This is a genomic window from Komagataeibacter rhaeticus, from assembly GCF_003207855.1.
In the GTDB taxonomy this organism is placed as follows: domain Bacteria; phylum Pseudomonadota; class Alphaproteobacteria; order Acetobacterales; family Acetobacteraceae; genus Komagataeibacter; species Komagataeibacter rhaeticus.
On sequence record NZ_NKTZ01000002.1, the window covers coordinates 114,598 to 138,447 of the forward strand.

Below are 23,850 nucleotides of genomic sequence, written 5' to 3' on the forward strand. Positions count from 1 at the left end.
AGACAGTAAAAGGACAAAAGAAAACAGGAAGGACGTCGGGTTCAGCCAAAGGGCGGACGTCCGCCACCGCCGGGGGGACGCCCCCCATTGGGCATGAGCGCGGACAGGCCCTGACGCATCAGTCCCTTCACGCCCAGCTTGCTGAACCGCTTCATCATGGAAGCCATCGCGTCATACTGCTTGAGCAGACGGTTGATCTCCTGCACGGTGGTACCGGACCCGGCGGCGATGCGCTTCTTGCGCGATGCCTTGATGATGGAGGGCGTGCGCCGCTCCTTGCGGGTCATGGATGAAATGATGGCCTGATGGCGCTTGAGGACGGAGGTATCAAGCTCCTTGTCCCCCAGCGCATCCTTCAGCTTGCCCATGCCGGGCAGCATGCCAAGGATGCCGGAAATGGACCCCATCTTGTTGATCTGGCGGATCTGGGCCGCGTAATCATCAAGATCGAACTTGCCCTGCATCATCTTGAGGGCAAGCTTCTCGCTTTCCTCATGATCCAGGGTATCGGCGGCCTTCTCCACCAGCCCGGCAATGTCGCCCAGGCCAAGGATGCGGCCGGCCACACGCTCGGGGTGGAATTCCTCCAGCGCGTCCAGCTTCTCGCCCGATCCGGTCAGCTTGATCGGAGCACCCGTAATGGCACGCATGGACAGGGCGGCACCACCACGGGCATCGCCATCCATACGGGTCATGACCACGCCGGTCACGCCCACCGCCTCGTTGAAAGCCTTGGCGGTATTGACCGCGTCCTGCCCGGTCATGGCATCGACGACCAGCAGGGTTTCAGCCGGATCGGTCTCGGCGCGGATGGCGCGGACCTCATCCATCAGGGCTTCATCGATCGACAGGCGGCCGGCGGTATCCAGTATGACGATGTCATACCCTTCCCGCCGCCCGGTATCCATCGCGCGCTGCGCGATCTGGACCGGGGTCTGCCCCGCGATGATGGGCAGCGACGCCACACCCGCGCGCTCGGCCAGCTGGGCCAGCTGCAGCTGGGCGGCGGGGCGCTGGGTATCCAGGCTGGCCAGCAGCACCTTCTTGCGCTCACGCTGCGCCAGGCGGCGCGCGATCTTGCCCGACGTGGTGGTCTTGCCCGAACCCTGCAGGCCCACCATCAGGATCGGCACCGGCGGGGCGGCATTCAGGTTGAGGGGCACGGCGCCCGCGCCGCCCAGTGCGTCAATCAGTGCATCGTTGACGATCTTGGCCACGGCCTGACCGGGAGAGATGCTGTCCAGCACCTCATGCCCCACGGCACGTTCACGGACCTTGCTGACGAAATCCTTGACGACAGGCAGCGCCACGTCGGCGTCCAGCATGGCCAGACGCACTTCGCGCATGGCTTCCGTAACATCCGCTTCCGACAGGGCCCCGCGCTTGGCAAGGCCATCGAACACACCGGAAAGCTTGCCTGAGAGCGTCTCGAACAACGTATTTCCCCAAAAGAGGACGCGCCACTGCGCGAACCCTCGCGAAGTGACGTGCCTGATTGTCGGGCGGATGTATCGCGCCCTGTCCCGCCCTGTCAAGCCTTGCGCGCACGGGCATGAAAAAACGGCTGCGGGAGAGGGTCCCGCAGCCGCCTTTCACACCCTGGTCCCGCACGCAGCGGGGGCAGGTCTTATTTCTTGCCGTCTTCCGGCGGCGGCGGCGGCGCGGTCAGCGCGCGCAGCTGCTGGTGCAGGCTGTCGATCTTGTCCTGGGTGTCACGGATCTGGTTCAGCTGATCGGTGGTCAGGATGTCGTGGATGCGGATCGCGGTCTGCAGGCGGGCGGCCTCATGCTGCTGATGCATCGCGGTGATCTGCTGCTGCAGGCCAACGATCTGGGACTCATCAACCTTGCCCGGCGTGGCCAGCAGGTCCTGGATCTGCTTGTGAAGCTGGTGCTCCTTGTCCATGTCGGCACGGAAATCGGGGTGGCTGTCCTGCAGGATGGCCTTCAGCTTCTTGTGCTGGGCCGCGGTCAGCTGCACGTTCCCCAGAAAGGGCATGCCACCGAACCCGCCGGGTCCACCCATGCCACCATTGCAGCCCGGCGGCGGCGGGGGCGCGTGATGGGCGGCAAGCGCCTGCCCGGAGAGGCTTGCGAGACTACCGGCGACAGCGGCGGCCAGGATCATTTTCTTCATCATGGGAACCAAGTCTACTCCTGTTATAACTCGTTCTCTACCCTGCATGCCTCAGGATGGTCATGCAAGGCCTGCAAACGCAACGCTACAACAGACCCGGCGTTCCAATGTGGCCAAACTTGCTACAAAATGTAAGGAGCACCGCCCCTCAGCCAAAGCGGCCGGTGATGTAGTCCTGCGTGCGTTTTTCACGCGGGGCGGTGAACATGCGGTCGGCGCTGTCCACCTCCACCACCTCCCCCATATAGAAAAACGCGACCTGATCGGCACAGCGCGCCGCCTGCTGGAGGTTGTGGGTCACGATGGCGATGGTGAAATCGGCCTTCAGTTCATCCAGCAGTTCCTCGATCCGGGCGGTGGAGACAGGGTCCAGCGCACTGGTCGGCTCATCAAGCAGCACCACTTCGGGGCGGGTGGCGATGGTGCGGGCAATGCACAGCCGCTGCTGCTGGCCACCCGACAGCGCGCCCGCCGAATCGCGCAGCCGGTCACGTACCTCCGGCCACAGGGCCACACGGCGCAGCACGTCCTCCACCCGCGCATCCATTGCCGCGCGGTCCAGGCGTTCGTGCAGGCGCACGCCAAAGGCAATATTGTCATAGATCGACATGGGGAACGGCGTGGGCTTCTGGAACACCATGCCCACGCGCGCGCGCAGCACGTTCAGGTTCACCCTGGGACCAAGGATGTTGCAGCCATCGAAAATCACCTCTCCCGTCGCGCGCTGGCCGGGATAGAGGTCATACATCCGGTTGAGCACACGCAGCAGCGTGGACTTGCCACAGCCCGAAGGCCCGATCATGCCCGTGACCTGCCCCTGCGGGAAGTCGATCGAGATGTTCCTGAGCGCATGGTTCGCGCCGTAGTAGAAATTCAGGTCACGGACCGATATGGCCGTGGGAACGGGGCTTTTTTCCACCGCTGTCATGTTCATTTCCTGTTCCGTCCCAGCCCCAGCCTTACGGTTATGTTTATCATGAGGATACCTGCCGTAATCAGCAGCGCGCCCGTCCAGGCCAGCGCCGTCCAGTCATCATACGCCGCCCCCGCGTACTGATAGATGGTGACCGGCAGGCTGGCCATGGGCACGGCGGGCGAGACCGACCAGTTCATGTTGCCAAGCGAGGTGAACAGCAGCGGCGCCGTCTCGCCCGAGACACGGGCCAGCGCCAGCAGGATGCCCGTCGCTACCCCGTCCCGCGCCGCACGCAGGCAGACCAGCACGATGACCCGCCAGCGGGGCGCGCCCAGCGCGATCGCCGCCTCGCGCATGGACAGCGGCACAAGGCGCAGCATGTCCTCGGTCGTGCGCACCACCACCGGCACCACCAGCATCGACAGCGCCAGCGCCCCCGCCATGCCCGAGAAATGCCCCGTCGGCACCACCACGATCATGTAGATGAACAGCCCGACCAGGATGGACGGGGCCGAAAGCAGCAGGTCGGATACAAAGCGCACCAGATTGATCAGCCGCCCGTCCGTTGCCGTGAACTCGGCAAGATAGATGCCCACCAGCAGCCCGACGGGCGCGCCGATCAGCACCGCAAGGCCCGTCTGGATCAGGCTGCCGGCAATGGCATTGGCCAGCCCACCGCCCTGCCCCGGCGGGGCCGTGACATGCACCAGCGTAGCCCAGCGCAGGCCGCCGATGCCATTGCGCACCAGCACGAACAGGATGGAAAACAGCATGAGCAGCACCAGCACGGTGGCCAGCCAGCACAGCCCCGTCGCAACCCGGTCCACCATGCGCCTGCGCATGTCCGACAGGCTGTTGCCCTGCCAGCGCGCGGCGGCGGCGGCCGCGTCCGTCACGTCACGATCCCGGACTGCCATGGTTCAGCCCACCCTGCCGGTACGCAGCAGGAGGCGCGAGCACACCAGCGTGCCAAGGGAAATGAGCATGAGCAGGAAACCCGCGGCCATGAGTGATGAGAATTTCAGGCTGCCCACGGCACTTTCCGGGAATTCCAGCGCAATGAGCGAGGCAATGGTGTTGCCCGGCGAGAACAGCGACCAGCCGATATGGTTGGCGTTGCCAATGACGAAGGTAATGGCCATCGTCTCCCCCAGCGCGCGGCCCAGACCCAGCATCACGCCCCCCACAACGGATGAACGTGACCACGGCAGGATGATGCGGCGGACGACCTCCCACCGCGTCATGCCCAGCCCGTAAGCACTTTCCTTCAGCACGGCGGGCATGGACAGGAAGACATCACGCATCACGGCGGAAATGAACGGCGTAACCATGACCGCCAGGATCATGCCGCCGGTCAGGAAGCCCGTGCCGTATGGCGCGCCACGGAACATCACGCCAATGCCGGGCACGCGCCCCAGCGTGTGACTGGCCAGCGGTTCCACGTAATGCGCCATGAACGGCACCAGCACCGCGAACCCCCACATGCCGAAGATGATGGAGGGCACGGCGGCCAGAAGCTGGATCAGCGTGCCGATCGTGCCCGCAATGCGCGCGGGCGCGATTTCGGTCAGCCACACCGCAATGCCGAAGGCCAGCGGCACGGCCAGCATGATGGCCAGCAGCGCGGTGACCAGCGTGCCGAACACGGGGGCGGCGGCGCCAAAATGCTGCGTGACCGGATTCCACGCGGTGCCCAGCACGAAGCCCGGCCCGAAGGTTGCGAACGCCCCGCGCGCCCCCCATGCCATGACCACGACCATGCCGCCCAGCCCCAGCAGGATCAGGATGGCGGCACTGCGGACAATGGTGGTGAATATGGCATCGCCATTCCCCCTTGCCCCCCCTGTCAGGGTTGAAGGGGATGTTGCAGACCGATCCATACACAAGACCTCCGCGCCGCCACACGCATCACAGTTCTCAAAATCAGCACCCGCAGGCGCACCGGAATGCCGGGACCAATACTGGAGGTCACGCCGCTTCTGCAACCATCATGATCACCCGTGGCGCAACTTTGCACCCCGTCCCCCCGTTTTTCCGCCCCCGTGGCGCCCGGCCAGCCCTATTTCGCGGCCAGCAGCAGCAGGTCGCGCAGGATGCCACGCGCCGCCTCCACCGACAGGCTTTCCAGCACCAGCGCGTTGGGCTGCCCCGCCCCGTGCGCCACCACCGTCATGCCGCGCGTATGGGTACCCATGCACTCGACATCCACATGTGCCAGATGCCCCTGGAAAATACCGGGGCCAAGCAGCGCCAGCAGCGGGGCGACCGCGGCAAGGCTGATATCAACCCCGCCGCCACGCGCGCCGCCGTTGCGCGCCGCCGCCAGTTCCGCATGCACCCGCGCCGCCAGGGTGGCGGGATTGGCACCCATCGGGGCGATCTGTTCCATCCACACCGCATCCGCCTTCAGCCGGTCCGTGCAGCCAAGCGGCACGATGGTCACCGGCACGCCGGCGGCAAGGACGGTGGCGGCCGCCTCCGGGTCGGCTGCGACATTGCGCTCGGCCACCGTCGTGGCATTGCCACGCGTATGGAAGGCCCCGCCGCTGAAAATCACCCCATGCAGGTGCGCGCCCACATCGGGCGCCTGCACCAGCGCCAGCGCCAGCGTGGTCAGCGGGCCGGAACAGCACACCGTGGCACCATGCTGCGGGCAGGCCCGGATGGCCTGGACCAGATGGGCCGCCCCCAGCCCGTCATTGCCCGGCGGCAGGTCATGCGCCACGCCATCCGTCTGCACCAGCGCGCCGGGACAGCCGGCCCGCACCGGCACATCCCCCAGCCCGCAAGCCCGCAGCAGGTCGCGCGCATGCGCCATGGCCACGTCCACCTGCGTGGCCCGCCCACTGAACAGCACCAGCACCGGCCGGACATGATCAGGCACCTGAAGGGCCACCAGCAGCGCCACCATGCCCTGCGCATCGGCGGTCAGATCCAGAATGATGGGGCGGGTCATGGGTTTCCTGTCCTTGGCTTGGGTTGCGCGCGTCAGTGGTGGTGGCGTGTTACAACAGTTCAGTCAATATCCGCATGCGGGGGCTGCCGGTAAAGCGCGCGCCAGCAGCCGCCCCCACCGCAGGGCCACGGCCATGGCCGCCAGCACGAGCGGCACGGCGAACATGAGCTCGGTCTGGAAGCGGATATTGCCCGTCTGCATGCGAAAGCCCAGAGCGGAGGAGTCCCCCCACCACCGTGCCGATGGGGGCGACGACGGGGACCATGCGCAGGCGTGAGGCAAGGGAGGGCTGGCGGCAGGCAACCCATGAAGTCAGGACCTGCCAGCGCGCGGCATTCATGGTGCGGGCAAGGCCCATCCAGCCCGGCTCCGTCTGGCGCAGGCCGTCGGCTGTCCTGATGCGCCCGTGATCCGGCCGGGCCAGCCCCCGATCCTGCGCGGCAGCACTATCCGGCCTGCCCCGCCGGCACCCGGCAGGACAGTGAGGCATCCGGCCACAATGTCCAGATCCAGCCCCCGAAACAGGGGAGCATCCCCCAAATCCGGCCCCACGCCCTCAGGCCGGATGGCGGGTGGCCGGGGACTCATTTCCTCGTGCGTCTGGGGTAGGCGATGCCCAGCGCATCACGCGCGGCGGTGGCCATCTGGTCCACGCGCTCGTTATTCACGTTACCGGAATGGCCGCGCACCCATTTCCATTCAATTTCGTGCCGCGCGCTGATTTCAAGCAGCCTGCGCCACAAATCCATGTTGGCCACCGGGTCACCCGATGCATTGCGCCACTTGCGCCGCACCCAGCCCGTGCTCCAGCGCGTGATGCCGTTGCGCACGTATTCACTGTCGGTATGCAGCACCACGCGGCAGGGGCGTTTGAGCGCCTCCAGCGCCTCGGCGGCCGCCGTCAGTTCCATGCGGTTGTTGGTTGTTTCCGCCTCGCCACCCGAAAGTTCACGCTCCTGCCCCCGGTAGCACAGCAGGGCGGCCCAGCCACCGGGGCCGGGATTGGGCTTGCAGCCGCCATCGGTCCAGATCTCAACCACGGCCGTGCCGTCGGGCACACCGTCTGGCGCGCTGGCCGTGGCACTGCCTGCCGCCTGCGCCGTATCCTCCACGACCGTAACCCCTTCGTTGCTCATGGCAGAAACGGCCCGCCCATGCGGCTGGCGCAGAACGCCATGCGCGCCGCATAATCCAGCGGGTCCTTGCGCGTGACCAGCGCATCGGGCGGGGTATGGATCCAGTCATACAGCCGCGTGAGCGTGAACCGGAGGGCCGCCCCCGTGGCCAGCGTGGCAAGGGCCGCGTCCTCCGCCGCTTCCAGCGGGCGCACGCGGCGGTAGGCATCCACCATGGCCGTGGCATGCACGGGCAGGAAACGCTGGCTGGCGTCAAAGCACCATGCATTGAGGGTGATCGCCAGATCGTAGGCATACCAGTCGGTGCAGGCGAAGTAGAAATCGATCATGCCCGACAGCCTGCCATCGCGGAAAAAGACGTTATCGGGAAACAGGTCGGCATGGATCTGCCCGCGCGGCAGGGTGGGGTTCCCACCCACCCCCGGCCATGCGGGCAGCACGCGGGCCAGCACCGTCCCGATTTCCCGCACAAGGCCGGGACGCACCGCCTCCCCCCCCGCGCGGCAGGCATCAAGCAGGTCGGGCCAGGCGTGCGGCCCCATGGAATTGGGGCGCTCGGCCACGTATCCCTCACCCAGCAGGTGCAGGCGCGCCATGGCGGCGCCCACCTGGGCGCAGCGATCCACATCTATCTGCGGGGACCACCCGCCGGGCAGGAAGGTGGTGATGGCGGCGGGCCGGCCCGACAGGGTGCGCAGAGTGCGCCCCTGCCGGTCGGCCACCGGCAGCGGGCACGACAGGCCACGCGCCGCCAGATACTGCATGAGTCCCAGGAACCATGGCAGTTCATCCGGGTTCACCCGCCGCTCGTACAGCGTCAGGATGAAGGTGGCCCGTGTGGTCCTGAGCAAGAAATTGCTGTTCTCCACACCTTCCGCAATGCCGCGGCAGGAAACGGGCCTGCCGATGTCGTAGCCTTCGAGAAACGCCGCCAGCGCATCGTCCGGCACTTCGGTATAGACTGCCATGGAACGGTACGGATCAGCCCAGCGGCGCCGGCAGGCGGAAGGCCACGTTTTCTTCCTTCACGGTGATTTCCTCGATCTCGAGCGTGAAGCGCTTGGCCAGGGCGGCCACCATTTCCTGCACCAGCGATTCGGGGGCGGATGCGCCCGCCGTGATGCCCAGGGTGGCGACTCCGTCCAGCGCCGACCAGTCCAGCGCGTTCAGGCGCGGCACCAGCAGGGCGCGCGGGGCACCCGAACGCTCGGCCACTTCCCGCAGGCGCTGCGAGTTGGAGGAGTTGGGCGAACCGATCACGATCACCAGGTCACAGCCCGGTGCGATCGCCTTGACCGCTTCCTGCCGGTTGGTGGTGGCGTAGCAGATATCCTCGCGCCGCGGTCCCTCGATCAGGGGGAAGCGCTCACGCAGGATCTCCACGATTTCCGCCGTGTCATCGACCGAAAGGGTGGTCTGGGTGATGAAGGCCAGCCGTGTCGGGTCGGCGGGCTGGACGGTGCGGGCTTCCTCCGCATCGTTGATCAGGGTCACGGCCCCGTTGGGCAGCTGGCCCATCGTGCCCACCACCTCCGGGTGGCCCGCATGGCCGATCATCAGGATATGGCGGCTTTCGGGGCCACCATCGGCAAAGTGGCGCTCGGCCTCACGGTGCACTTTCGACACCAGCGGGCAGGTCGCGTCCAGGTACAGCAGGTTGCGGCGCTCGGCTTCGGCCGGGACGGTCTTGGGCACGCCATGGGCGGAAAAGACGACCTGGCCATCGGCGGGCACTTCATCAAGTTCCTCGACAAAGATCGCGCCCTGCGCCTCAAGCGCCTCGACCACGGTGCGGTTATGGACGATTTCATGGCGGACATAGACCGGCGCGCCGTAGCGGCGGATCGCTTCCTCCACAACACGGATGGCACGATCGACCCCTGCGCAGAACCCGCGCGGGCCTGCAAGCAGTACCTTGAGCACACGCGGCGGTGCATCGGCGGGGGTGGTGGTATCGGGCGTACTGATCATCTGGTCGGGCATGGTGTTCCCCAAACATCCGGCGGGCGGTATAGGATACGGGCCGCGATCTGCTAGAGTCCGGGCGCCGGGATCCCGTGCGATGGTCCCGGCCCTACGCAAACCACGGCAATGGCGCAAGCCATTTTCCCGTTCAGCCTAACGTATTGTGCCATGCCTGTCCTCCCCCGTCACCCTGTCCGCCATTGCCCGCGCCGCTTCCGGCGGGATTTCCTCCACACCTGACCTACCCGGAATACCTGCATGCTTCCTGCCCTTCCGCTGCCGCGCCTGCGGCGTACCGCCCTGAAATTCTGCGCGCTGGCCAGCCTGCCCCTGCTGGCCGCCTGCAGTGGCGAATCCGATTCGATCGATTTCGCCCCAGCCTGCCCCGTGGTGGAAATTCCCGGCGAGGCAGCGGATTATTACCAGTATTCCGGCACCGACCATGACATCACCCACCTGGTGGCGCGCGCCAGCCTGACGCGTGTCGTGGGCTCGTGCGAGGCAGGGGAGCACCGCACCGTCATGACCAACATGAAGATCGGGCTGCATGTCGAGCGCGGACCGGCCTCGAAGGTGGATTTCGTCAACATCCCGTATTTCGTGGCCGTGGTGTTCAATGGCGAGATCAAGAGCAAGAAGGAATTCGTGGCCCATGTCTCGTTCGAGGACGGGCGCATGCAGGACCTGACCCATACCAGCAACATTCCCATCACCCTGCCCGTATCAAGGCATATCCACAGCGACCAGTACCATCTCGAGATCGGCTTCCAGCTCACCAAGGCGCAGCTTGACTTCAACCGCGCGCATCTTGTGATGCCCACCTTCCACAAGATGTAAGGCAGCCCGTGGCCCCGTCCCCCGCCCCGCGTGAACTGACATGGCGCGGCATCGTGATCGGCGCGCTGATCACCGTCGTCTTTACCGCGTCCAACATCTATCTCGGGCTGCGGATCGGCCTGACCATCGCCACGTCCATTCCCGCCGCCGTCATTTCCATGGCGGTACTGCGGGCACTGGGGGGCGGCACGATAGCGGAAAACAACCTGGTCCAGACCCAGGCCTCGGCTGCCGGCACGCTGGCCTGCGTGTTCGCAAGCCTGCCCGCGCTGCTCATGGGCGGGTTCTGGCAGCGCTTTCCCTTCATGCAGGCCGCCGTGCTCACGGCGGCGGGCGGCATGACGGGGGTCCTGTTCACCATCCCCCTGCGCCGGGTCATGCTGCGGGATGCCACCCTGCCCTTTCCCGAAGGGGTTGCCGCCGCCGAGATCCTGCGCGCGGGCGCCGCGCGGGAGGATACGGGCAGCATCCGCGCCCTGCTGCAGGGCAGCGTGCTGGCGGCCGTCCTCACCTTTGTCTCCACCGGGCTGCGGTTGCTGGGCAACGGCCTGACCACGACCGCCGTCGTCGGCGGGACAGCCTTCCGGCTTTCGATGGGGTTTTCACCGGCCCTGCTGGGCGCGGGCTATCTGGTCGGACTGGAAGGCGGGCTGGCCATGCTGCTGGGCGCGCTGCTGACGTGGGAAGTGCTGATTCCCGTCCTGGCGCAGCTTACGCCCCGCCCCGCCGGGCTGGCGCCGGGGGCGTTCGCGCAGGTACTGTGGCAGCAAAAGGCCCGCTTCGTGGGTGTTGGCCTGATCGGGGTGGCGGCGATATGGACCGTGCTACGCATGGGCCGCCCCCTGCTGGACAGCGTGCGCCTGCTGCTGGTGCGCCCGCCCGCGGATGCCGCGCCCGCGCGCACCGACACCGACCTGCCGCCCCGTGCCATACGCGCCATTGCGGGCATGGTCATGGTTGTGATCGGGGGCATGTTTTTCGTATTTGCCCGGGGCAGTATCGCTCCCCTGCCCGCGCTGGCGGCAGCGCTGGCGGGACTGGCCTGCTGCGCGGGGCTGGGGCTGTTCGTGGCGGCGGCGTGCGGTTACATGGCGGGGCTGGTGGGGTCGTCATCCTCCCCCATTTCGGGGGTGACCATTCTGGCGGCCATGTGCCTTGCCTGCGTGTTTCTGGTGCTGCGCGCGGCCGGGCTGTTCGCGGGGGGGGACGGGCAGCACTTCACCATAGGGTTCTGCCTGTATGCGCTGACCGCCATTACCGCGTCCGCCGCCATCGCCAATGACAACCTGCAGGACCTGAAAACCGGCCAGATGATCGGTGCCACACCGTGGAAGCAGGAAATCGCCCTGCTGATCGGCTGCATCAGCGGCGCGGTGGTCATTCCGCCGGTCCTGAACGTGCTGTACCAGACCTATGGATTCGTGGGGTCCATGCCCCATGCGGGCATGGACCCCACGCAGGCGCTGGCCGCGCCCCAGCCCGCGCTGCTGCTCATGATCACATCGGGCATTTTCCTCCACCAGCTGGACTGGTCCCTGCTTGCGCTGGGCGCCGTGACCGGCTGCGTGCTGATCGGTCTTGATACGGCCCTGCGCCGCACCGGCCGGGGCGGCCTGCCCCCGCTGGCCGTGGGCATTGGCGTATACCTGCCAATGCAGGTTTCCATGACGCTGGCGGCCGGCGCGCTGCTGTCCAGCCTGATCAGGCGGCTGAACCCGCGGGCGGGCACCCACCGGGGCACCATGATCGCCTCCGGCCTGATCGTGGGGGAAAGCCTGACCGGGGTTGCGCTGGCCTGCCTGTCCGCGCTGAGCGGACAGGACAGCCCGCTTTCGCTCCTGCCGCGCGGGGTTCCCGCCGTGGTTCCCGACATGGCCGGGCTGGTGATGTTCGCCCTGACCTGCCTGTGGTTCTGCCGCACGCAGATCCGCCCCCCCACCCGATAGGCCACGCACCGGAAGGGGCCGCGCCGGGGCATACTGGGGCATGGACGGGAGCAAGGTTTCCATGCCACCCTGCCCGCCATGTGCAGCCCTTTCGACACCCTGGATTTCCCCCGCCCCACGCGCGAAGCCCTGGCCCTGCGCTTTGGCCAGGTTTCCACCCTGCTGGACCAGGCCAACGTACCCGATGCCGCGCGCCTGTTCGATACCATCCGCCGTGATTACGAAAGCTGGGCGGCACTGGTGGACCTGCGCTTCGCACAGGATACCACCAGCCCCCACGCCCGTGCCGAACGGGATTACGCCGATGCGCTGACCCCCTATGTCACGGCACATGAAGTCACGCTGAAACGCCGGCTGCTGGAATATCCGGACCCGATGGCGGTGGCGCAGGTGGTCACCCCCCACACGCTGGAACTGTGGCGCACCGACATCACCACCTTCGATCCCCGCATTACCGATGCGCTGGAGGAGGAAGCCCGGCTGAGTGGCGAATACACTGCCCTGCTGGCAGGCGCGCGGGTCCGGATCGGCGGGCAGGAAGTCAACCTGTCGGGCCTGGCCCCCTATGCCGAAAGCACGGACCGCGCCGTGCGCCACGAAGCGGAACAGGTGCGCTGGGCCTTCTTCGCGCACAACGCCCCCCGCCTTGATTCCCTGTTCGACCAGATGGTGAAGCTGCGCCATGGCATGGCGCGCACGCTGGGCTACGACTCCTACATCCCGCTGGCCTACCGCCGCATGCGCCGGGTGGATTACGGCCCGGCCGATGTCGCGCGCTTCCGTGCCGACGTGCTGGAGCATGTCGTACCCCTGGTGCATGACATCCTGCGCCAACGCTGCGAGACCATGGGATGGGAAGTGCTGTATTCATGGGATGAACCGCTGATCGACCCGATGGGCAACCCCCGCCCGGCGGGAGGCGACGCGCTGCTGATGGAACGCGCCCAGACCATGTTCGACCGCATGGGCGGCGATCTGGGCCGTTTTTACCGGCAGATGCGCGATGGTGGCTATCTGGACCTGGTCAACCGCGCGGGCAAGGCGGGAGGCGGGTTCTGCACGTCGTTCCCCACCATTGGCATGCCGTTCATCTTCGCCAATTTCAACGGCACGCAGCATGACATAAACGTCTTTACCCATGAGATGGGCCACGCCTACCAGAACTGGAAAAGCCGGGGCCTGCCGGCGGTTGACCTGTTGTGGCCGACCATGGATGCCGCCGAAATCAATTCCATGGCGCTGGAATTCCTGACCTGGCCACATATCGACCTGATGGTCGAGGCCGGACAGGGCGCGCGCTTCAGGCAGATGCACCTGATCTCCTCGCTGTCCTTCCTGCCCTATGGCGTATGCGTGGATCACTTCCAGCACGAGATCTATGCCAGCCCGGACATGACGCCGGCCGAACGGAACGCCATGTGGCGCAGGCTGGAGCAGCGCTACATGCCCTGGCGCAACTATGGCGGCCTGCCCCACCCCGAATCCGGTGGCCGGTGGCAGGCGCAGGGGCATATCTACCGCTCGCCCTTCTATTACATCGATTACGCGCTGGCGCTGTGCTGCGCCATGCAGTTCTGGATCCGTAGCCGCACCGATGCGGCGGGCGCCATGCAGGCCTATGTTGACCTGTGCGCGCAGGGGGGCGCGCAACCTTTTACCCGGCTGATCCGTTCTGCTGGCCTGCACTCACCCTTCCAGCCCGGCACGCTGGCCGACGTGGTCCGTACCGCGCGTGATATCCTGAACGCCTGACCGGCCAATGCCCGGGCCGGGCTGCATGGCCTGCCCGCGTACTTGCCCGGTACGGCCCGCGGGGGGCATGCCACGCCCCGGCCCTTGCGCGCGCCGAAGGGGAAAACCATGTCCACACCCACGCCCTCCATCACCCGCACGCTCTGCAAGACCGTGGCGGTCCTTGTCCTGACGGGGCTGTTCATGCTTGGCCTGCGCTTCAGCGCCACCGTGGCCGGTCTGGTGGACCGGGTTGCGGGCACGGGGCTGTGGCTGTCCGTCTACCGTTTGGCCGGTGCCAGCGACGCCACCGAACAGGAACGGCTGATTGTCATGGCCGTGGCCCTTGTGTGCTGCCTGCTGGCCGTAGGCGTGGTGGAAGGGACGGACCGGCTGCTCAGGCGCTACCGCCCGCCCCGTTCATGACGCCTCGCGCTGCCAGAAAAAGGTGAGTTCATGCTTGTTGTGCCACAGATGCACGACATGCCCACCGGGAATGGCGGCAAAGGCATCCGCCGTTTCATGATCGGTCTCGCCCTGGAACTTGATGGTCATGACAATACGCGCCGCCCTGCCCGACGCGATCCACCGCCGCGCCAGCGCCAGCAGGCGCGCGGGATAGGCGATGATATCGGAAAACAGCCAGTCCACCGGCGCACAGTCCTGCGGATCCAGCCCGAAGGCGCTTTCGTACCGGCAGGTGACATTGGGCAGCCCGGCCACATTTTCCGCCAGCGCGGAACGGTCAATGGCGGTAACATGCGCCCCGCAACTGGCCGCGACCCACGTCCACCCGCCGGGGCAGGCCCCCAGGTCCAGGCATGTCTCGCCCGCCACGGGCCAGCGGCCAAGGCGCAGCAGGGCCTCCCACAGCTTGAGATAGGCGCGGGAGGGCGGGTCGGTGCGGTTTTCCTCGAATACGACCTCGCCATTCACGAAAGGCGAGGATTTGGTGGGCGAGAGCAGCAGCCTGTCCGGTGCCAGCAATGTCCATGCCCCCAGATGGGCATCGGGCGCGGTGGCGGGAAAGACAAAGGGCTTTGGCCGCAGCGGCGGCAGCGCATCGCTGACCAGCGCGCAGCGGCGGTGCAGCATGGGCGCATAGCCCGCCCAGTTGCGCTGGATGGCGCGCATGATACGGGCCGCCCCCTTGATGGAGGGCACGTCATGCGCCTGTGGCGCATCCCATATATCAAGCGCCCACAGGCTGGCCACCGGCGGCTGGGCGGAGAGCGCCAGCCGTCCGTGCCAGCATAGCGCCCCCGCCCCCCTGCGCGCCAGTTCCTGCGCCAGGACCGGCTCGAAACCGGGGGCGGCAAGATAGGCGCTGCGTACCGGCCAGGGTGGCCGGGTGGCATCGGGCTGGCCGCCCGTCCCAGCACTCATGACCGCATGACCCCCACGGCCAGCAGCAGCCACGCCACCATGAGCAGGCTCCCCCCCGTGGGGGCCACCGGGCCGGGATGGATGCCCCAGAAGGCGGTCAGCGCCACGCCGGTCGTAAACAGGACGGTGCCCACCGCCATCAGGCAGCCCGCGACCGAGACCAGCACCCTGCACCCCTGCTGGATCATGAGCACCGATACACCCATGATGGCCAGCGCGTGCCACATCTGCATCTGTATGGCCTGTCGGGCCATGTCGCGCCCCCCTTCGGCAAAGAAGCGGTCGGGCAGATGGGCGGTCAGCGCGCCCCCCATAACGGCAAAAAACGCGGCCAGCGCCGCAAAACACAAGAGAAACCTGACAACAGTAGGCATAAGGACATATCCGCAGGGCTTGGGTCACAGCCCGCCGTGGCGCGGGCGGGCACACCCTACTCCGGGCATGGGCCGATCGTATAGGCCACGCACGCGATGCTGCCGTGCCGCGCAACGGGCGTATGACGCTTCATTCCCTCCGCGCATGGGCCGCGCATCATGGCCGCCACCGTCACGCGCTCCACCCTGTTCCCGGCAGGGGCGTGGCCTTGGCCAGGGCACCATGCGGGCATGGAACGGCCGGACAGCCGCACGTTCCCGCATGTCGGCTTTATGTGGCGCGCCAAAACTGATAAACCGCGAAAAGGGTCAGTAATAAATCCAGATCTTACACTTTAGGAAGACGATCAACATGAGACATTACGCAGTCTGCCTCCTTTGTGCGTCTGTCAGCCTTCTTCCTCTCCCTTCCCTGGCCCGTCCGGCACCGGCCACACCCACGCCCGCAGCAGCGCCTGCGCCCACCCTGCCGCCGCTTACGGAATCAGATTCCACCTTTGCCGAGAACGTCTCCGCGCTGAATACTTTTGAAATCAATATTTCCACCCTGGCGGCCGAACAGGCCAAGCGCCGCAAGGTACAGGAATTCGCACGCAGTTCGGCCAGGATGCACACGACCAACCAGAAAACCCTGACCACCATGGCGCTCAAGCACGGGCTGGCCCTGCATCAGGAAATGAGCCCTGATGAAGAGCAGATCGCAGGCCAGCTCAAGACGGAAAACGGCGCCAAATTCGATCGCGATTACCTTGACCTGCAGGCACAGGCGGCAAGCGATGCGCTGGCCATGTTCCAGAACGAGGCGGAATCTGCGTCCGACCCGGAACTGAAGGCCTATGCCGCCGCCACGGCGGATACGTTGCAGGCGAACCTGAAGGAAAGCCTGCAGCTGGGCGCAAGCAAGCCCTCGCGCTGAATGCCCGCGGGTCCCGCCGGTCACGATACCCCAATACAGGAACAGCCATGACCATTCGCATTGACCGGATCGTAACGCGCGGCGGCGACAGGGGGGAGACCGCACTGGGCAACGGTACGCGCGTGCCCAAGGACTGCGCGCGGATTGAAGCCCTTGGCGCGCTGGATGAGGCCAATGCCACCATCGGTCTGCTGCGCGCCACCCTGCCCGCCGGGCGCAACGCCACCTTCATTGCATGGGTGCAGGGGCTGCTGTTTGATATTGGCGGCGCGCTGTGCATGCCGGCAAGCCCGCCGCGCGCGCTGCCGCATGCGGCAGCCGCCCTGGATGCGATGGAGGGGGAGGTCGAACGCCTGCGCGCCGACATTCCGCCACTGCGCAGTTTTGTCCTGCCCGGTGGCACGCCCGCCGCAGCCCACGCCCATCTGGCGCGCACGGTCGTGCGCCGGGCGGAACGGCGGCTGGTCACACTGGCCCGGGCGGAAGACATCGGCACGGATATGCCCGCCTGCCTGAACCGCCTGTCGGATTATCTGTTCGTGCTGGGCCGCCACCTTAACGCCAACGGGGCGGAAGACCTGACATGGGCACCGGCCGCGCCGCCGCCGGCGTGAAGGCCGCCCCCCTCAGCCCGGCAGGGCGGCCAGATGCGCGCAGGCCTGACGGGCAAGATGGTCCTGCGCCGCGTTGACATCCAGCGCCATGACCACCTCCTCCTCCATGTCGGGTTCCTCCAGTGTGGCGAACTGGCTGTCCAGCATGGCAACGGGCATGAAATGGCCGGTACGCTGGCGCAGGCGCGGGGCGATGTCTTCCTTGCTGCCCTTCAGGTAAACAAAGCAGACCGCCGCGCTGCCACCGGCAATATGCTCGCGGTATTTACGCTTGAGGGACGAGCACGTCACGATGCCGCACTGACCCGCCCGCCCCCATGCCGCGACCTGGGCCGCAATCCGGTCCAGCCAGGGGGCGCGGTCCGCATCCGTAAGCGGGATGCCGCTGCTCATGCGGGCAATGTTGCTGGCGGTGTGCAGGTCGTCCCCTTCAATGACGGGCCAGCCAAGATGTCCGGCCATAAGCTGGGCCACCGTGCTCTTCCCGCACCCCGATACCCCCATCACGATCAGCACGCATGGCCGCCCTGCCTGACGGAGTCTGCGCGAGAGGGAAACCGTAACCGCCTTCTGGCCAATATCACTCATTCCGTATCCTGCCGGATATTATTACAAGACTCATGCCTTCGCCCTATCTGGCCCCAATACCGGCATGAAGGCAAGAGATGTACCCACACGGTAACGTAAAATATACAGAAACGGGATTCCGTTTTATAGCGGATTTAAAGGCAGAAAAATGAGATCGAAATAAATTATATTTCAGAACTTCGTTTGGTTAAGTCCATAATATGTTTTTCATTTAAAATATATTTCATTCAATGAAAATAATACAATAATGATCATATTCTTATTTATGGCACTTGCATCATGGTAGCAGACAGCTTTATATGGAAGCACAAGCATTAAAAAACAGCACCGTTGGTATGTTGCTTGTAGGAATACATTCCTAAAATCTGATTTTAGCTACGTTCCGCATGGTGCATTGAGTTATCGAGAGTCCAGCTGTGTCATCTTATAACGATTTTCTTTCCTTTCCCAAAGAAGAAGAGCGCAATACGCAGCGCGAAGAAGTCAATGAATCCGCTTTCCGCGAGGCGCTTGAACGCATGGGCAAGGGCCAGCCCACGCCCCCGCGCGGCGCGGGAGGGGGCAAGCCCCGGCAGCAGCGCCCCGCCCGGCAGGTTGAACCCGTGCAGCGCCGCCGCAAATTCGTGCAGGACGGTGACGTGCGCGTCGAACACCAGTCCCTGAGCACCGGCCGCGCGACCCCGCGCGCCATGCATGCCCAGCAGGAGGACCGTGGCGAGACCGACCAGTTGCGCCACAAGGTACAGTTCGAGCAGAAGCTGCGTGAACAGTCCGAACTGCGCCTGTCGGAAGCGCAGGCGCATATCCGCACCCTGACCACCCGCATTGGCCATGCCGACGTGATTGTGGCGGAACACAAGGAAAAGCTTGCTGCGAAAGAGGCGGAAATGCAGGCCCTGCGCGCCGAACTGTATGCCGCACGGGAGGAAAGCAGCCATCTGCGTGAGGAACTGAACCGGCAGAAGGCGCGGCAGCGCGTAACGGAAAGCCGCCCCGCCGCCGCGGCAGGACCCGCCGCCAATACACCGCAGGAGGCCGCCGAGCCGGAACCCGTCAAATGGTGGCTGCGCTAGCCGCCGGCCGCCCCATCCATGCAACCCGATGACCCGCCGCGCAATCCGGCCTCACGCCAGCGTCAGGTCGGGCTTGTCATTGTCGCGACCTGCACCAGCGCAAGCCTGGCCATACTGGTGCTGCTGCCGCTTGTCAGTGGCCTGGTCAACCTGCTGCGGGACATACTGGGCGTGCTGATCCTGCCCTTCTCGTTCATGTTCGGCCTGGAAGGCGCGGAGGGGCAGTCCCCCGCCCTGCTGCGCCTGCTGAGCGACATGGGGTTGCAGACCCACCTGCACCCGCTGCGGCTGGGGGGCGCGGCCATACTGGAACTGGTGGCCGTCTTCCTGTTTGTCATAGCCGAACGGCTGGGGGGCCGCACCGGCTACATCGCGGCCTGCGCGGCATCGGCCGGGGCGATCGGCCTGTCGGGCCTGCCGCTGGCCGTGCCCCTGCTGCCCGCCTTCGTGACGGAAGGGGTATTCCTGTTCTGCCCCCCCCTGCCCGACCCGGACTGAACCGCCACGCCCCCTGGCGGAGGCTTCGCGGCACCCTGATCGGGAATGGGCGGGCCGGATACGTCCCTATCGATACCGCCTGAACCCTACGCCCTCAGTGCAGCCCTTCCACAAAACGGGCCAGGCGGGTACAGGCTTCCTTCAGCACATCATCGCCAGTGGCATAGGACAGGCGCAGGTACGGTCCCTGCCCGAAGGCCGAGCCATGGACCACCGCCACCTTCTGTTCCATCAGCAGGGCAATGGCGAAGTCCTCGTCCGTCCGCAGCCGGTGCCCCCCGGCACTGACCCTGCCCATGCATCCGGCAATGCCGGGATAGGCATAGAACGCCCCATGGGGCATGGCGCAGGTCAGTCCCGGTATGGTCCGCAGGGTGGAAACCACCATTTCGCGCCGGCGCGCATAGGCCGCACACATGGCGGCAATGATATCCGCCGGGCCGTCCAGCGCCGCCGCCGCCGCCGCCTGCGCGATGGAACAGATGCCTGACGTGGCGCTGCCCTGTATGGCGGTCATCGCGCGGATCAGCGCGACGGGACCCCCCACGTAACCCACGCGCCAGCCGGTCATGGCATAGGCTTTCGATACACCGTTCAGGGTCAGGATGCGGTGCCGCAGGTCAGGTGCGACCGCCGCCAGCGAGACATGGCGCAGCCCGTCATACAGCAGGTGCTCGTATATCTCGTCGGACAGCACATGCACATGCGGGTGGCGGCGCAGCACCCCGGCCACGGCCTCCAGATCAGCCTGCCCCATGGTACCGCCAGTGGGGTTGTTGGGAAAATTGAGCACAAGCCACTTGGTGCGTGGCGTGATGGCCGCCTCCAGCGCCGCTGCCGTCAGCCGGAAGTCATCGGCCTCGTGGCAGTCGGCATAGACGGGGGTGCCACCGAACATCTGCACGATCAGCGGATAGCTGACCCAGTACGGCCGGGGAATGACCACCTCATCCCCCGGCTGCACCGTTGCCATGAAGGCGTTGAAGATGACCTGCTTGCCGCCATTGGACACCATGATCTCGGCAGGCGTGTAGTCCAGCGCGTTCTCACGCGCGAATTTGCGCGCAATCGCCGCCTTGAGCGCGGGCGTGCCGTCAACGGGGGGGTATTTTGTCTGCCCCTCCAGTGCTGCGCGGTGGGCGGCCTCGATCACGGCGGGGGGCGTGGCGAAATCCGGCTCCCCCAGCGCAAGGGAGAGGACCTTCTCCCCCTTCGCCCGCAGGGTGCGCGCGCGCTGCGCCATGGCGATGGTAGCGGGCACCACAAGCCGTTCCATCCGCTGTGCCAGGAATCCCGCCGGGGCAGTACCGCTCTCGGTTGTCATGCCCGCACCCTCAACGCAGCCCGGCACAGAAGCGCTGGATGCGCAGGCAGGCTTCCTTCAGGCTGTCCGTGTCGGTCGCATAGGAAATACGGAAATGACCGGCAAACATGAACGCGCTGCCATGCACGGCGGCCACCCCTTCCTCATCCAGCAGGGCGGTCACGAAGGCCTCGTCCGTGTCGATCAGCGCGCCCCCGGCACTGGTCTTGCCCAGGCAGCCGACCATGGAGGGGAAGACATAGAACGCCCCTTCCGGCACCGGGCAGTGCAGGCCTGCCGCCGCGTTCAGCATGTCCGCCACAAGATCACGCCGCGCCTGATAGGTGGCGACCATGGTGGCGATGAAATCCTGCGGGCCGGTCAGTGCCTCAAGCGCCGCCGCCTGGCTGATCGATCCGGGGCCGGAGGTAGACTGGCCCTGCAGCTTGTTCATCGCCCGCGTCATCTGCACGGGGGCCGCGGAATAACCGATGCGCCAGCCGGTCATGGCATAGGCCTTGGACACGCCGTTCATGGTCACGGTACGGTCACGCAGGCGGGGTTCGACCTCCACCACCGTAGGGGCACGGAAGCCGTCATAGACCAGCTTGTTGTAAATGTCGTCCGTCAGGATCCAGACATCGGGGTGGCGGAGCAGCACATCGCACAGGCCGCGCATTTCGGCTTCGGAATAGGCGGCGCCGGTGGGGTTGTTGGGGGAATTGAGCAGAAGCCACTTGGTACGCGGCGTAATCGCGGCTTCCAGTTCGGCGGGCTGGAGCTTGAAGCCGTTTTCCACGCTGCACGGCACGATGACCGGCGTGCCTTCGGCCAGCGCCACGATATCGGGATACGACACCCAGCACGGGGCAGGGATGATCGCCTCATCGCCCGGATTGATGGTGGCGACCATGGCATTATAGATGATCTGCTTGCCGCCGTTGGAGACGATCACTTCATCCCAGGTGTAATCCAGCCCGCTATCGGCGCGGAAACGCGCGGCAATGGCGCGGCGCAGGGCGGGCGTGCCCGCAACATCGGTGTATTTGGTCTCGCCTGCCTCGATGGCGCGGATCGCCGCCTGCTTGATCGTGTCGGGCGTATCGAAATCCGGTTCACCGGCGGAAAGGCTGATGATGTCCTTTCCCGCCGCCTTGAGCGCGCGTGCCTTGGTGGAGATTGCAATCGTCTGGCTGGGGCTGATGCGGTCCAGGCGGGTGGCGGTAAGATCCATGATATCAAGATCCATCAACAGTGGAAAACACCCGGCACCCTGCCGGGGAATGGGCGCACAGCCTAGAGCGAACCCGTGGCGGAGGGAACAGCGGATATGTGATCGGCCGCCATTGCGGCGCGGCACACCTGCGCCGGTGTCATCCCTGCCGCCCGCATGGCGCGGATGGATACCGCGCCATCACGCTTGGCCAGCCGCCTGCCCGTGCCGTCGCACAGCAGGCCGTGATGGCTGTAGCGCGGCGCGGGCCAGCCCATGATGTGCTGCAGCAGCCGGTGCAGCGCGGTGGCGGGTCGCAGGTCCGCGCCGCGCGTGACCAGTGTTATGCCCTGCAGGGCGTCATCATGGGTGACGCACAGGTGATAGGAGGCGGGCACGTCCTTGCGCGCCAGAACCACATCACCAAACAGGCCGGGCCGGCAGGGCTGCGGCCCCTGGCCCAGTTCATCCCATGTCAGCGCATCCGTGCCGGGCAGTGCCAGCGCGCGCGCCATGTCCAGTCGCAGGGCATGCGGCGCGCCCGATGCCAGCAGCGCCGCGCGGCGGCCGGGGTCCATGTGGCGGCAGGTACCCGGATAGACCATGGTGCCATCGGGCGCGTGATGCGGCGCGCGCGCCGCCTCCATCACATCGCGGCGCGTGCAGAAGCAGGGATAGAGCAGCCCGCGCGCGCCAAGACCATCCAGCACGCGGCGGTACCCATCCATGTGCCGCGACTGGCAGCGCACGGGCCGCGGCCATGACAGGCCAAGCCATTCCAGGTCGGCATACAGGTCGGTGATGAAACGGGGCCGGCAGCGCACGGTGTCGATATCCTCGATGCGCAGCACGAACCTCCCCCCCGACTCCACAGCCATGCGCCAGCCCCGCAATGCGGACGCGACATGGCCCAGGTGCAGGTGCCCCGTGGGGCTGGGTGCGAAACGGGTGATTTCTGGCATTTTCTTATTAAAACAACACTGTAGGAAAAAACTGTTTCCGTTCCCGGTTTTCATGGCCACGGGGGACGTTACACGATGGCCGGCCGCCATGGGTTGCCACGCCATACGGGGTCTGCAATAGATTCAACAGTTACCTGACGACGACGCACATCACAGGCGCTCGCTTCGGAACAGAGTACGCCTGAGCACTGTGCGGCGGCATTCGGAAAGGAATGCGTCTGTGCCTTGTGACAGTCAATACCTGCCTGCCCTGGTCCTGAATGCCGATTTCAGGCCACTCTCCTATTTCCCGCTCTCGCTATGGTCATGGCAGGACGCGGTGCGCGCCGTATGGCTTGAACGTGTATCGGTGCTGAGCGAATACGACACCATCGTCCACTCCCCCAGCCACAGCCTGCGCCTGCCCAGCGTCATTGCGCTGAAAGACTATATTCCGGCCGCGCGCAAGCCCGCCTTTACCCGCTTCAACGTTTTCCTGCGCGACAATTTTTCCTGCCAGTACTGCAACACCCGCTTCCCCACGCAGGAACTGACGTTCGACCACGTCATCCCGCGCAGCAAGGGCGGGCGGACAAGCTGGGAAAATGTCGTGACCGCATGCAGCCCGTGCAACCTGATCAAGGGATCGTACATGCCACATGAGATCCGCATGTATCCCGACCGCACGCCCATGCGCCCCACCAGCCGCAGGCTGCAGGAAAACGGGCGTGCCTTCCCCCCCAATTACCTGCACGAAAGCTGGCGCGACTATCTGTACTGGGATACCGAGCTGGAAAACTGAACCCCGCGCCCGCGCGGGACGCGGGCAGCGGCGGACACGCTATCTTGTGTAGCTATAGCCGTATTCATCGGCCATCTTCTGCAGGTCGGGCGCGCCGCGCAGGTTGAGCGGCAGCGGCTCGGCCTTCTTTTTTTTCGAGCCGAAGATGAAGTTGTGGTCGCTCATCCGCTGGCAGGTGTTGGCGGCAAGGGGGAAACTGAGCTGCATCGTGGTGCCCAGCTGCTCACGCAGGCACTTCACATCGCTTTCGAACGGCTTGCGCCCGATTTCGGCCGTGCAGCCACCCAGCACCACCAGCCCGCATGCCAGCAGCCCGAGCCGGGCAGGCAGTTTTTCCACGATCTTGAGCTTCATTTCGACCCCGTAGCTTCAGCGCAGCGACACTGCCACGAAAGTGCCCGTTGTGATAGGGCACAAGAAGCCGCAGGCGCCCTGCCGCGTCCTGAATGCATGGGTGGCTTACGCAAAGAGCACAGGCCCCGCCCATGGCCATGAAGAGAATACATGCACGGCAGGAA

Annotated in this window: 26 protein-coding genes; 9 read left to right on the forward strand and 17 right to left on the reverse strand. The window is 65.9% G+C overall.

Features of this window, described 5'->3' with window-relative positions; all coding sequences use genetic code 11:
• Positions 1 to 41: 41 nt before the first annotated feature.
• The 10 genes from ffh to ispH form a co-directional block, all read right to left on the reverse strand.
• Positions 42 to 1,436, reverse strand: coding sequence for a signal recognition particle protein (ffh, locus tag CFR78_RS02715; protein ID WP_034933005.1), 1,395 nt, complete (start codon positions 1,434 to 1,436; stop codon positions 42 to 44).
• A 191-nt stretch (positions 1,437 to 1,627) separates the two neighbouring features.
• Complete coding sequence (locus CFR78_RS02720; protein ID WP_039999688.1) at positions 1,628 to 2,140, reverse strand: Spy/CpxP family protein refolding chaperone; 513 nt, start codon at positions 2,138 to 2,140, stop codon at positions 1,628 to 1,630.
• Positions 2,141 to 2,285: 145 nt separating this feature from the next.
• A complete protein-coding gene (pstB, locus tag CFR78_RS02725; protein ID WP_034933010.1) occupies positions 2,286 to 3,071 on the reverse strand; it encodes a phosphate ABC transporter ATP-binding protein PstB in 786 nt (261 codons plus the stop codon).
• Positions 3,068 to 3,970 (reverse strand): phosphate ABC transporter permease PstA, encoded by a 903-nt coding sequence (gene pstA / locus CFR78_RS02730; protein ID WP_034933013.1) that lies wholly within the window; start codon positions 3,968 to 3,970, stop codon positions 3,068 to 3,070. Before pstA ends, pstB begins: the two co-directional genes overlap by 4 nt.
• Before the next feature lie 3 nt (positions 3,971 to 3,973).
• A complete protein-coding gene (gene pstC / locus CFR78_RS02735; RefSeq protein ID WP_034933016.1) occupies positions 3,974 to 4,933 on the reverse strand; it encodes a phosphate ABC transporter permease subunit PstC in 960 nt (319 codons plus the stop codon).
• A 179-nt stretch (positions 4,934 to 5,112) separates the two neighbouring features.
• Positions 5,113 to 6,009 carry a nucleoside hydrolase gene (locus tag CFR78_RS02740; protein ID WP_007399764.1) on the reverse strand — a complete coding sequence of 299 codons (897 nt, stop codon included), beginning with the start codon at positions 6,007 to 6,009 and terminating at the stop codon, positions 5,113 to 5,115.
• Positions 6,010 to 6,072: 63 nt separating this feature from the next.
• On the reverse strand, positions 6,073 to 6,210 hold the full coding sequence (locus CFR78_RS16200; protein WP_181417478.1) for a hypothetical protein: 138 nt from the start codon (positions 6,208 to 6,210) through the stop codon (positions 6,073 to 6,075).
• Positions 6,211 to 6,593: 383 nt separating this feature from the next.
• A complete protein-coding gene (gene rnhA, locus CFR78_RS02745; RefSeq protein WP_083824491.1) occupies positions 6,594 to 7,145 on the reverse strand; it encodes a ribonuclease HI in 552 nt (183 codons plus the stop codon).
• Entirely contained in the window at positions 7,142 to 8,113 is a 972-nt protein-coding gene (locus CFR78_RS02750) for a homoserine kinase (protein WP_034933018.1), read from the reverse strand. The genes rnhA and CFR78_RS02750 overlap by 4 nt, the downstream gene beginning before the upstream one ends.
• Positions 8,114 to 8,126: 13 nt before the next feature.
• On the reverse strand, positions 8,127 to 9,116 hold the full coding sequence (ispH, locus tag CFR78_RS02755; RefSeq protein WP_007399759.1) for a 4-hydroxy-3-methylbut-2-enyl diphosphate reductase: 990 nt from the start codon (positions 9,114 to 9,116) through the stop codon (positions 8,127 to 8,129).
• A 252-nt stretch (positions 9,117 to 9,368) separates the two neighbouring features.
• On the opposite strand from ispH, the gene CFR78_RS02760 reads away from it, so the two are divergent.
• From CFR78_RS02760 to CFR78_RS02775, 4 genes are all read left to right on the forward strand, one after another.
• Entirely contained in the window at positions 9,369 to 9,947 is a 579-nt protein-coding gene (locus tag CFR78_RS02760) for a hypothetical protein (RefSeq protein ID WP_007399758.1), read from the forward strand.
• A gap of 8 nt (positions 9,948 to 9,955) precedes the next feature.
• Positions 9,956 to 11,893, forward strand: coding sequence for an OPT family oligopeptide transporter (locus CFR78_RS02765; RefSeq protein ID WP_034933023.1), 1,938 nt, complete (start codon positions 9,956 to 9,958; stop codon positions 11,891 to 11,893).
• 78 nt (positions 11,894 to 11,971) lie between these two features.
• The gene (locus CFR78_RS02770; protein ID WP_007399756.1) at positions 11,972 to 13,645 is read left to right on the forward strand and encodes a M3 family oligoendopeptidase; all 1,674 of its coding nucleotides are present in this window, start codon (positions 11,972 to 11,974) and stop codon (positions 13,643 to 13,645) included.
• Between the two features lie 108 nt (positions 13,646 to 13,753).
• Positions 13,754 to 14,050 (forward strand): hypothetical protein, encoded by a 297-nt coding sequence (locus CFR78_RS02775; RefSeq protein ID WP_034933388.1) that lies wholly within the window; start codon positions 13,754 to 13,756, stop codon positions 14,048 to 14,050.
• Here CFR78_RS02775 and CFR78_RS02780 read toward each other — a convergent pair.
• Both CFR78_RS02780 and CFR78_RS02785 read right to left on the reverse strand, forming a co-directional pair.
• Positions 14,045 to 15,010, reverse strand: a complete 966-nt coding sequence (locus tag CFR78_RS02780) for an SAM-dependent methyltransferase (protein ID WP_034933026.1) — start codon at positions 15,008 to 15,010, stop codon at positions 14,045 to 14,047. The two genes, CFR78_RS02775 and CFR78_RS02780, sit on opposite strands and share 6 nt — an antisense overlap.
• Positions 15,007 to 15,384 (reverse strand): DUF423 domain-containing protein, encoded by a 378-nt coding sequence (locus tag CFR78_RS02785; protein ID WP_034933027.1) that lies wholly within the window; start codon positions 15,382 to 15,384, stop codon positions 15,007 to 15,009. The genes CFR78_RS02780 and CFR78_RS02785 overlap by 4 nt, the downstream gene beginning before the upstream one ends.
• Before the next feature lie 352 nt (positions 15,385 to 15,736).
• On the opposite strand from CFR78_RS02785, the gene CFR78_RS02790 reads away from it, so the two are divergent.
• Positions 15,737 to 16,300, forward strand: a complete 564-nt coding sequence (locus CFR78_RS02790; RefSeq protein WP_007399751.1) for a DUF4142 domain-containing protein — start codon at positions 15,737 to 15,739, stop codon at positions 16,298 to 16,300.
• Positions 16,301 to 16,347: 47 nt separating this feature from the next.
• Complete coding sequence (locus CFR78_RS02795) at positions 16,348 to 16,914, forward strand: cob(I)yrinic acid a,c-diamide adenosyltransferase (RefSeq protein WP_007399750.1); 567 nt, start codon at positions 16,348 to 16,350, stop codon at positions 16,912 to 16,914.
• 12 nt (positions 16,915 to 16,926) lie between these two features.
• Here the strand turns inward: CFR78_RS02795 and CFR78_RS02800 are convergent, their stop codons facing one another.
• The gene (locus CFR78_RS02800) at positions 16,927 to 17,502 is read right to left on the reverse strand and encodes a gluconokinase (protein WP_034933033.1); all 576 of its coding nucleotides are present in this window, start codon (positions 17,500 to 17,502) and stop codon (positions 16,927 to 16,929) included.
• A 416-nt stretch (positions 17,503 to 17,918) separates the two neighbouring features.
• Between CFR78_RS02800 and CFR78_RS02805 the strand changes: the two genes are divergently transcribed.
• Together CFR78_RS02805 and CFR78_RS02810 are read left to right on the forward strand one after the other, a co-directional pair.
• Positions 17,919 to 18,575 (forward strand): hypothetical protein, encoded by a 657-nt coding sequence (locus CFR78_RS02805; RefSeq protein ID WP_007399748.1) that lies wholly within the window; start codon positions 17,919 to 17,921, stop codon positions 18,573 to 18,575.
• A gap of 18 nt (positions 18,576 to 18,593) precedes the next feature.
• Entirely contained in the window at positions 18,594 to 19,073 is a 480-nt protein-coding gene (locus CFR78_RS02810) for a hypothetical protein (protein ID WP_034933036.1), read from the forward strand.
• A 94-nt stretch (positions 19,074 to 19,167) separates the two neighbouring features.
• Here CFR78_RS02810 and CFR78_RS02815 read toward each other — a convergent pair whose 3' ends face one another.
• The 3 genes from CFR78_RS02815 to gluQRS all read right to left on the reverse strand — a co-directional run bounded on the left by CFR78_RS02815 (position 19,168) and on the right by gluQRS (position 22,551).
• Entirely contained in the window at positions 19,168 to 20,397 is a 1,230-nt protein-coding gene (locus CFR78_RS02815; protein WP_034933391.1) for a pyridoxal phosphate-dependent aminotransferase, read from the reverse strand.
• A 10-nt stretch (positions 20,398 to 20,407) separates the two neighbouring features.
• A complete protein-coding gene (locus tag CFR78_RS02820; RefSeq protein WP_034933394.1) occupies positions 20,408 to 21,610 on the reverse strand; it encodes a pyridoxal phosphate-dependent aminotransferase in 1,203 nt (400 codons plus the stop codon).
• Positions 21,611 to 21,672: 62 nt separating this feature from the next.
• Complete coding sequence (gene gluQRS, locus CFR78_RS02825) at positions 21,673 to 22,551, reverse strand: tRNA glutamyl-Q(34) synthetase GluQRS (protein WP_034933038.1); 879 nt, start codon at positions 22,549 to 22,551, stop codon at positions 21,673 to 21,675.
• A 220-nt stretch (positions 22,552 to 22,771) separates the two neighbouring features.
• Here gluQRS and CFR78_RS02830 point away from each other — a divergent pair, with 220 nt between their 5' ends.
• Positions 22,772 to 23,332, forward strand: a complete 561-nt coding sequence (locus CFR78_RS02830) for an HNH endonuclease (RefSeq protein ID WP_007399743.1) — start codon at positions 22,772 to 22,774, stop codon at positions 23,330 to 23,332.
• A 39-nt stretch (positions 23,333 to 23,371) separates the two neighbouring features.
• Here CFR78_RS02830 and CFR78_RS02835 read toward each other — a convergent pair whose 3' ends face one another.
• Positions 23,372 to 23,686 (reverse strand): hypothetical protein, encoded by a 315-nt coding sequence (locus CFR78_RS02835; protein ID WP_007399742.1) that lies wholly within the window; start codon positions 23,684 to 23,686, stop codon positions 23,372 to 23,374.
• Positions 23,687 to 23,850: the final 164 nt, after the last annotated feature.

What these genes read in the sequence shown, in the direction of transcription:
- CFR78_RS02760 (WP_007399758.1), top strand. Translation starts at nt 9,369, where the DNA reads ATGCTTCCTGCCCTTCCGCTGCCGCGCCTGCGGCGTACCGCCCTGAAA.
- CFR78_RS02785 (WP_034933027.1), bottom strand. Translation starts at nt 15,384, where the DNA reads ATGCCTACTGTTGTCAGGTTTCTCTTGTGTTTTGCGGCGCTGGCCGCG.
- CFR78_RS02790 (WP_007399751.1), top strand. Translation starts at nt 15,737, where the DNA reads ATGAGACATTACGCAGTCTGCCTCCTTTGTGCGTCTGTCAGCCTTCTT.
- CFR78_RS02750 (WP_034933018.1), bottom strand. Translation starts at nt 8,113, where the DNA reads ATGGCAGTCTATACCGAAGTGCCGGACGATGCGCTGGCGGCGTTTCTC.
- pstB (WP_034933010.1), bottom strand. Translation starts at nt 3,071, where the DNA reads ATGAACATGACAGCGGTGGAAAAAAGCCCCGTTCCCACGGCCATATCG.
- pstC (WP_034933016.1), bottom strand. Translation starts at nt 4,933, where the DNA reads ATGGATCGGTCTGCAACATCCCCTTCAACCCTGACAGGGGGGGCAAGG.
- pstA (WP_034933013.1), bottom strand. Translation starts at nt 3,970, where the DNA reads ATGGCAGTCCGGGATCGTGACGTGACGGACGCGGCCGCCGCCGCCGCG.
- CFR78_RS02720 (WP_039999688.1), bottom strand. Translation starts at nt 2,140, where the DNA reads ATGATGAAGAAAATGATCCTGGCCGCCGCTGTCGCCGGTAGTCTCGCA.
- CFR78_RS02800 (WP_034933033.1), bottom strand. Translation starts at nt 17,502, where the DNA reads ATGAGTGATATTGGCCAGAAGGCGGTTACGGTTTCCCTCTCGCGCAGA.
- rnhA (WP_083824491.1), bottom strand. Translation starts at nt 7,145, where the DNA reads ATGAGCAACGAAGGGGTTACGGTCGTGGAGGATACGGCGCAGGCGGCA.
- CFR78_RS02770 (WP_007399756.1), top strand. Translation starts at nt 11,972, where the DNA reads ATGTGCAGCCCTTTCGACACCCTGGATTTCCCCCGCCCCACGCGCGAA.
- CFR78_RS02780 (WP_034933026.1), bottom strand. Translation starts at nt 15,010, where the DNA reads ATGAGTGCTGGGACGGGCGGCCAGCCCGATGCCACCCGGCCACCCTGG.
- ispH (WP_007399759.1), bottom strand. Translation starts at nt 9,116, where the DNA reads ATGATCAGTACGCCCGATACCACCACCCCCGCCGATGCACCGCCGCGT.
- CFR78_RS02810 (WP_034933036.1), top strand. Translation starts at nt 18,594, where the DNA reads ATGCAACCCGATGACCCGCCGCGCAATCCGGCCTCACGCCAGCGTCAG.
- CFR78_RS02740 (WP_007399764.1), bottom strand. Translation starts at nt 6,009, where the DNA reads ATGACCCGCCCCATCATTCTGGATCTGACCGCCGATGCGCAGGGCATG.
- gluQRS (WP_034933038.1), bottom strand. Translation starts at nt 22,551, where the DNA reads ATGCCAGAAATCACCCGTTTCGCACCCAGCCCCACGGGGCACCTGCAC.
- CFR78_RS16200 (WP_181417478.1), bottom strand. Translation starts at nt 6,210, where the DNA reads ATGCAGACGGGCAATATCCGCTTCCAGACCGAGCTCATGTTCGCCGTG.
- CFR78_RS02775 (WP_034933388.1), top strand. Translation starts at nt 13,754, where the DNA reads ATGTCCACACCCACGCCCTCCATCACCCGCACGCTCTGCAAGACCGTG.
- CFR78_RS02835 (WP_007399742.1), bottom strand. Translation starts at nt 23,686, where the DNA reads ATGAAGCTCAAGATCGTGGAAAAACTGCCTGCCCGGCTCGGGCTGCTG.
- CFR78_RS02820 (WP_034933394.1), bottom strand. Translation starts at nt 21,610, where the DNA reads ATGGATCTTACCGCCACCCGCCTGGACCGCATCAGCCCCAGCCAGACG.
- CFR78_RS02815 (WP_034933391.1), bottom strand. Translation starts at nt 20,397, where the DNA reads ATGACAACCGAGAGCGGTACTGCCCCGGCGGGATTCCTGGCACAGCGG.
- CFR78_RS02795 (WP_007399750.1), top strand. Translation starts at nt 16,348, where the DNA reads ATGACCATTCGCATTGACCGGATCGTAACGCGCGGCGGCGACAGGGGG.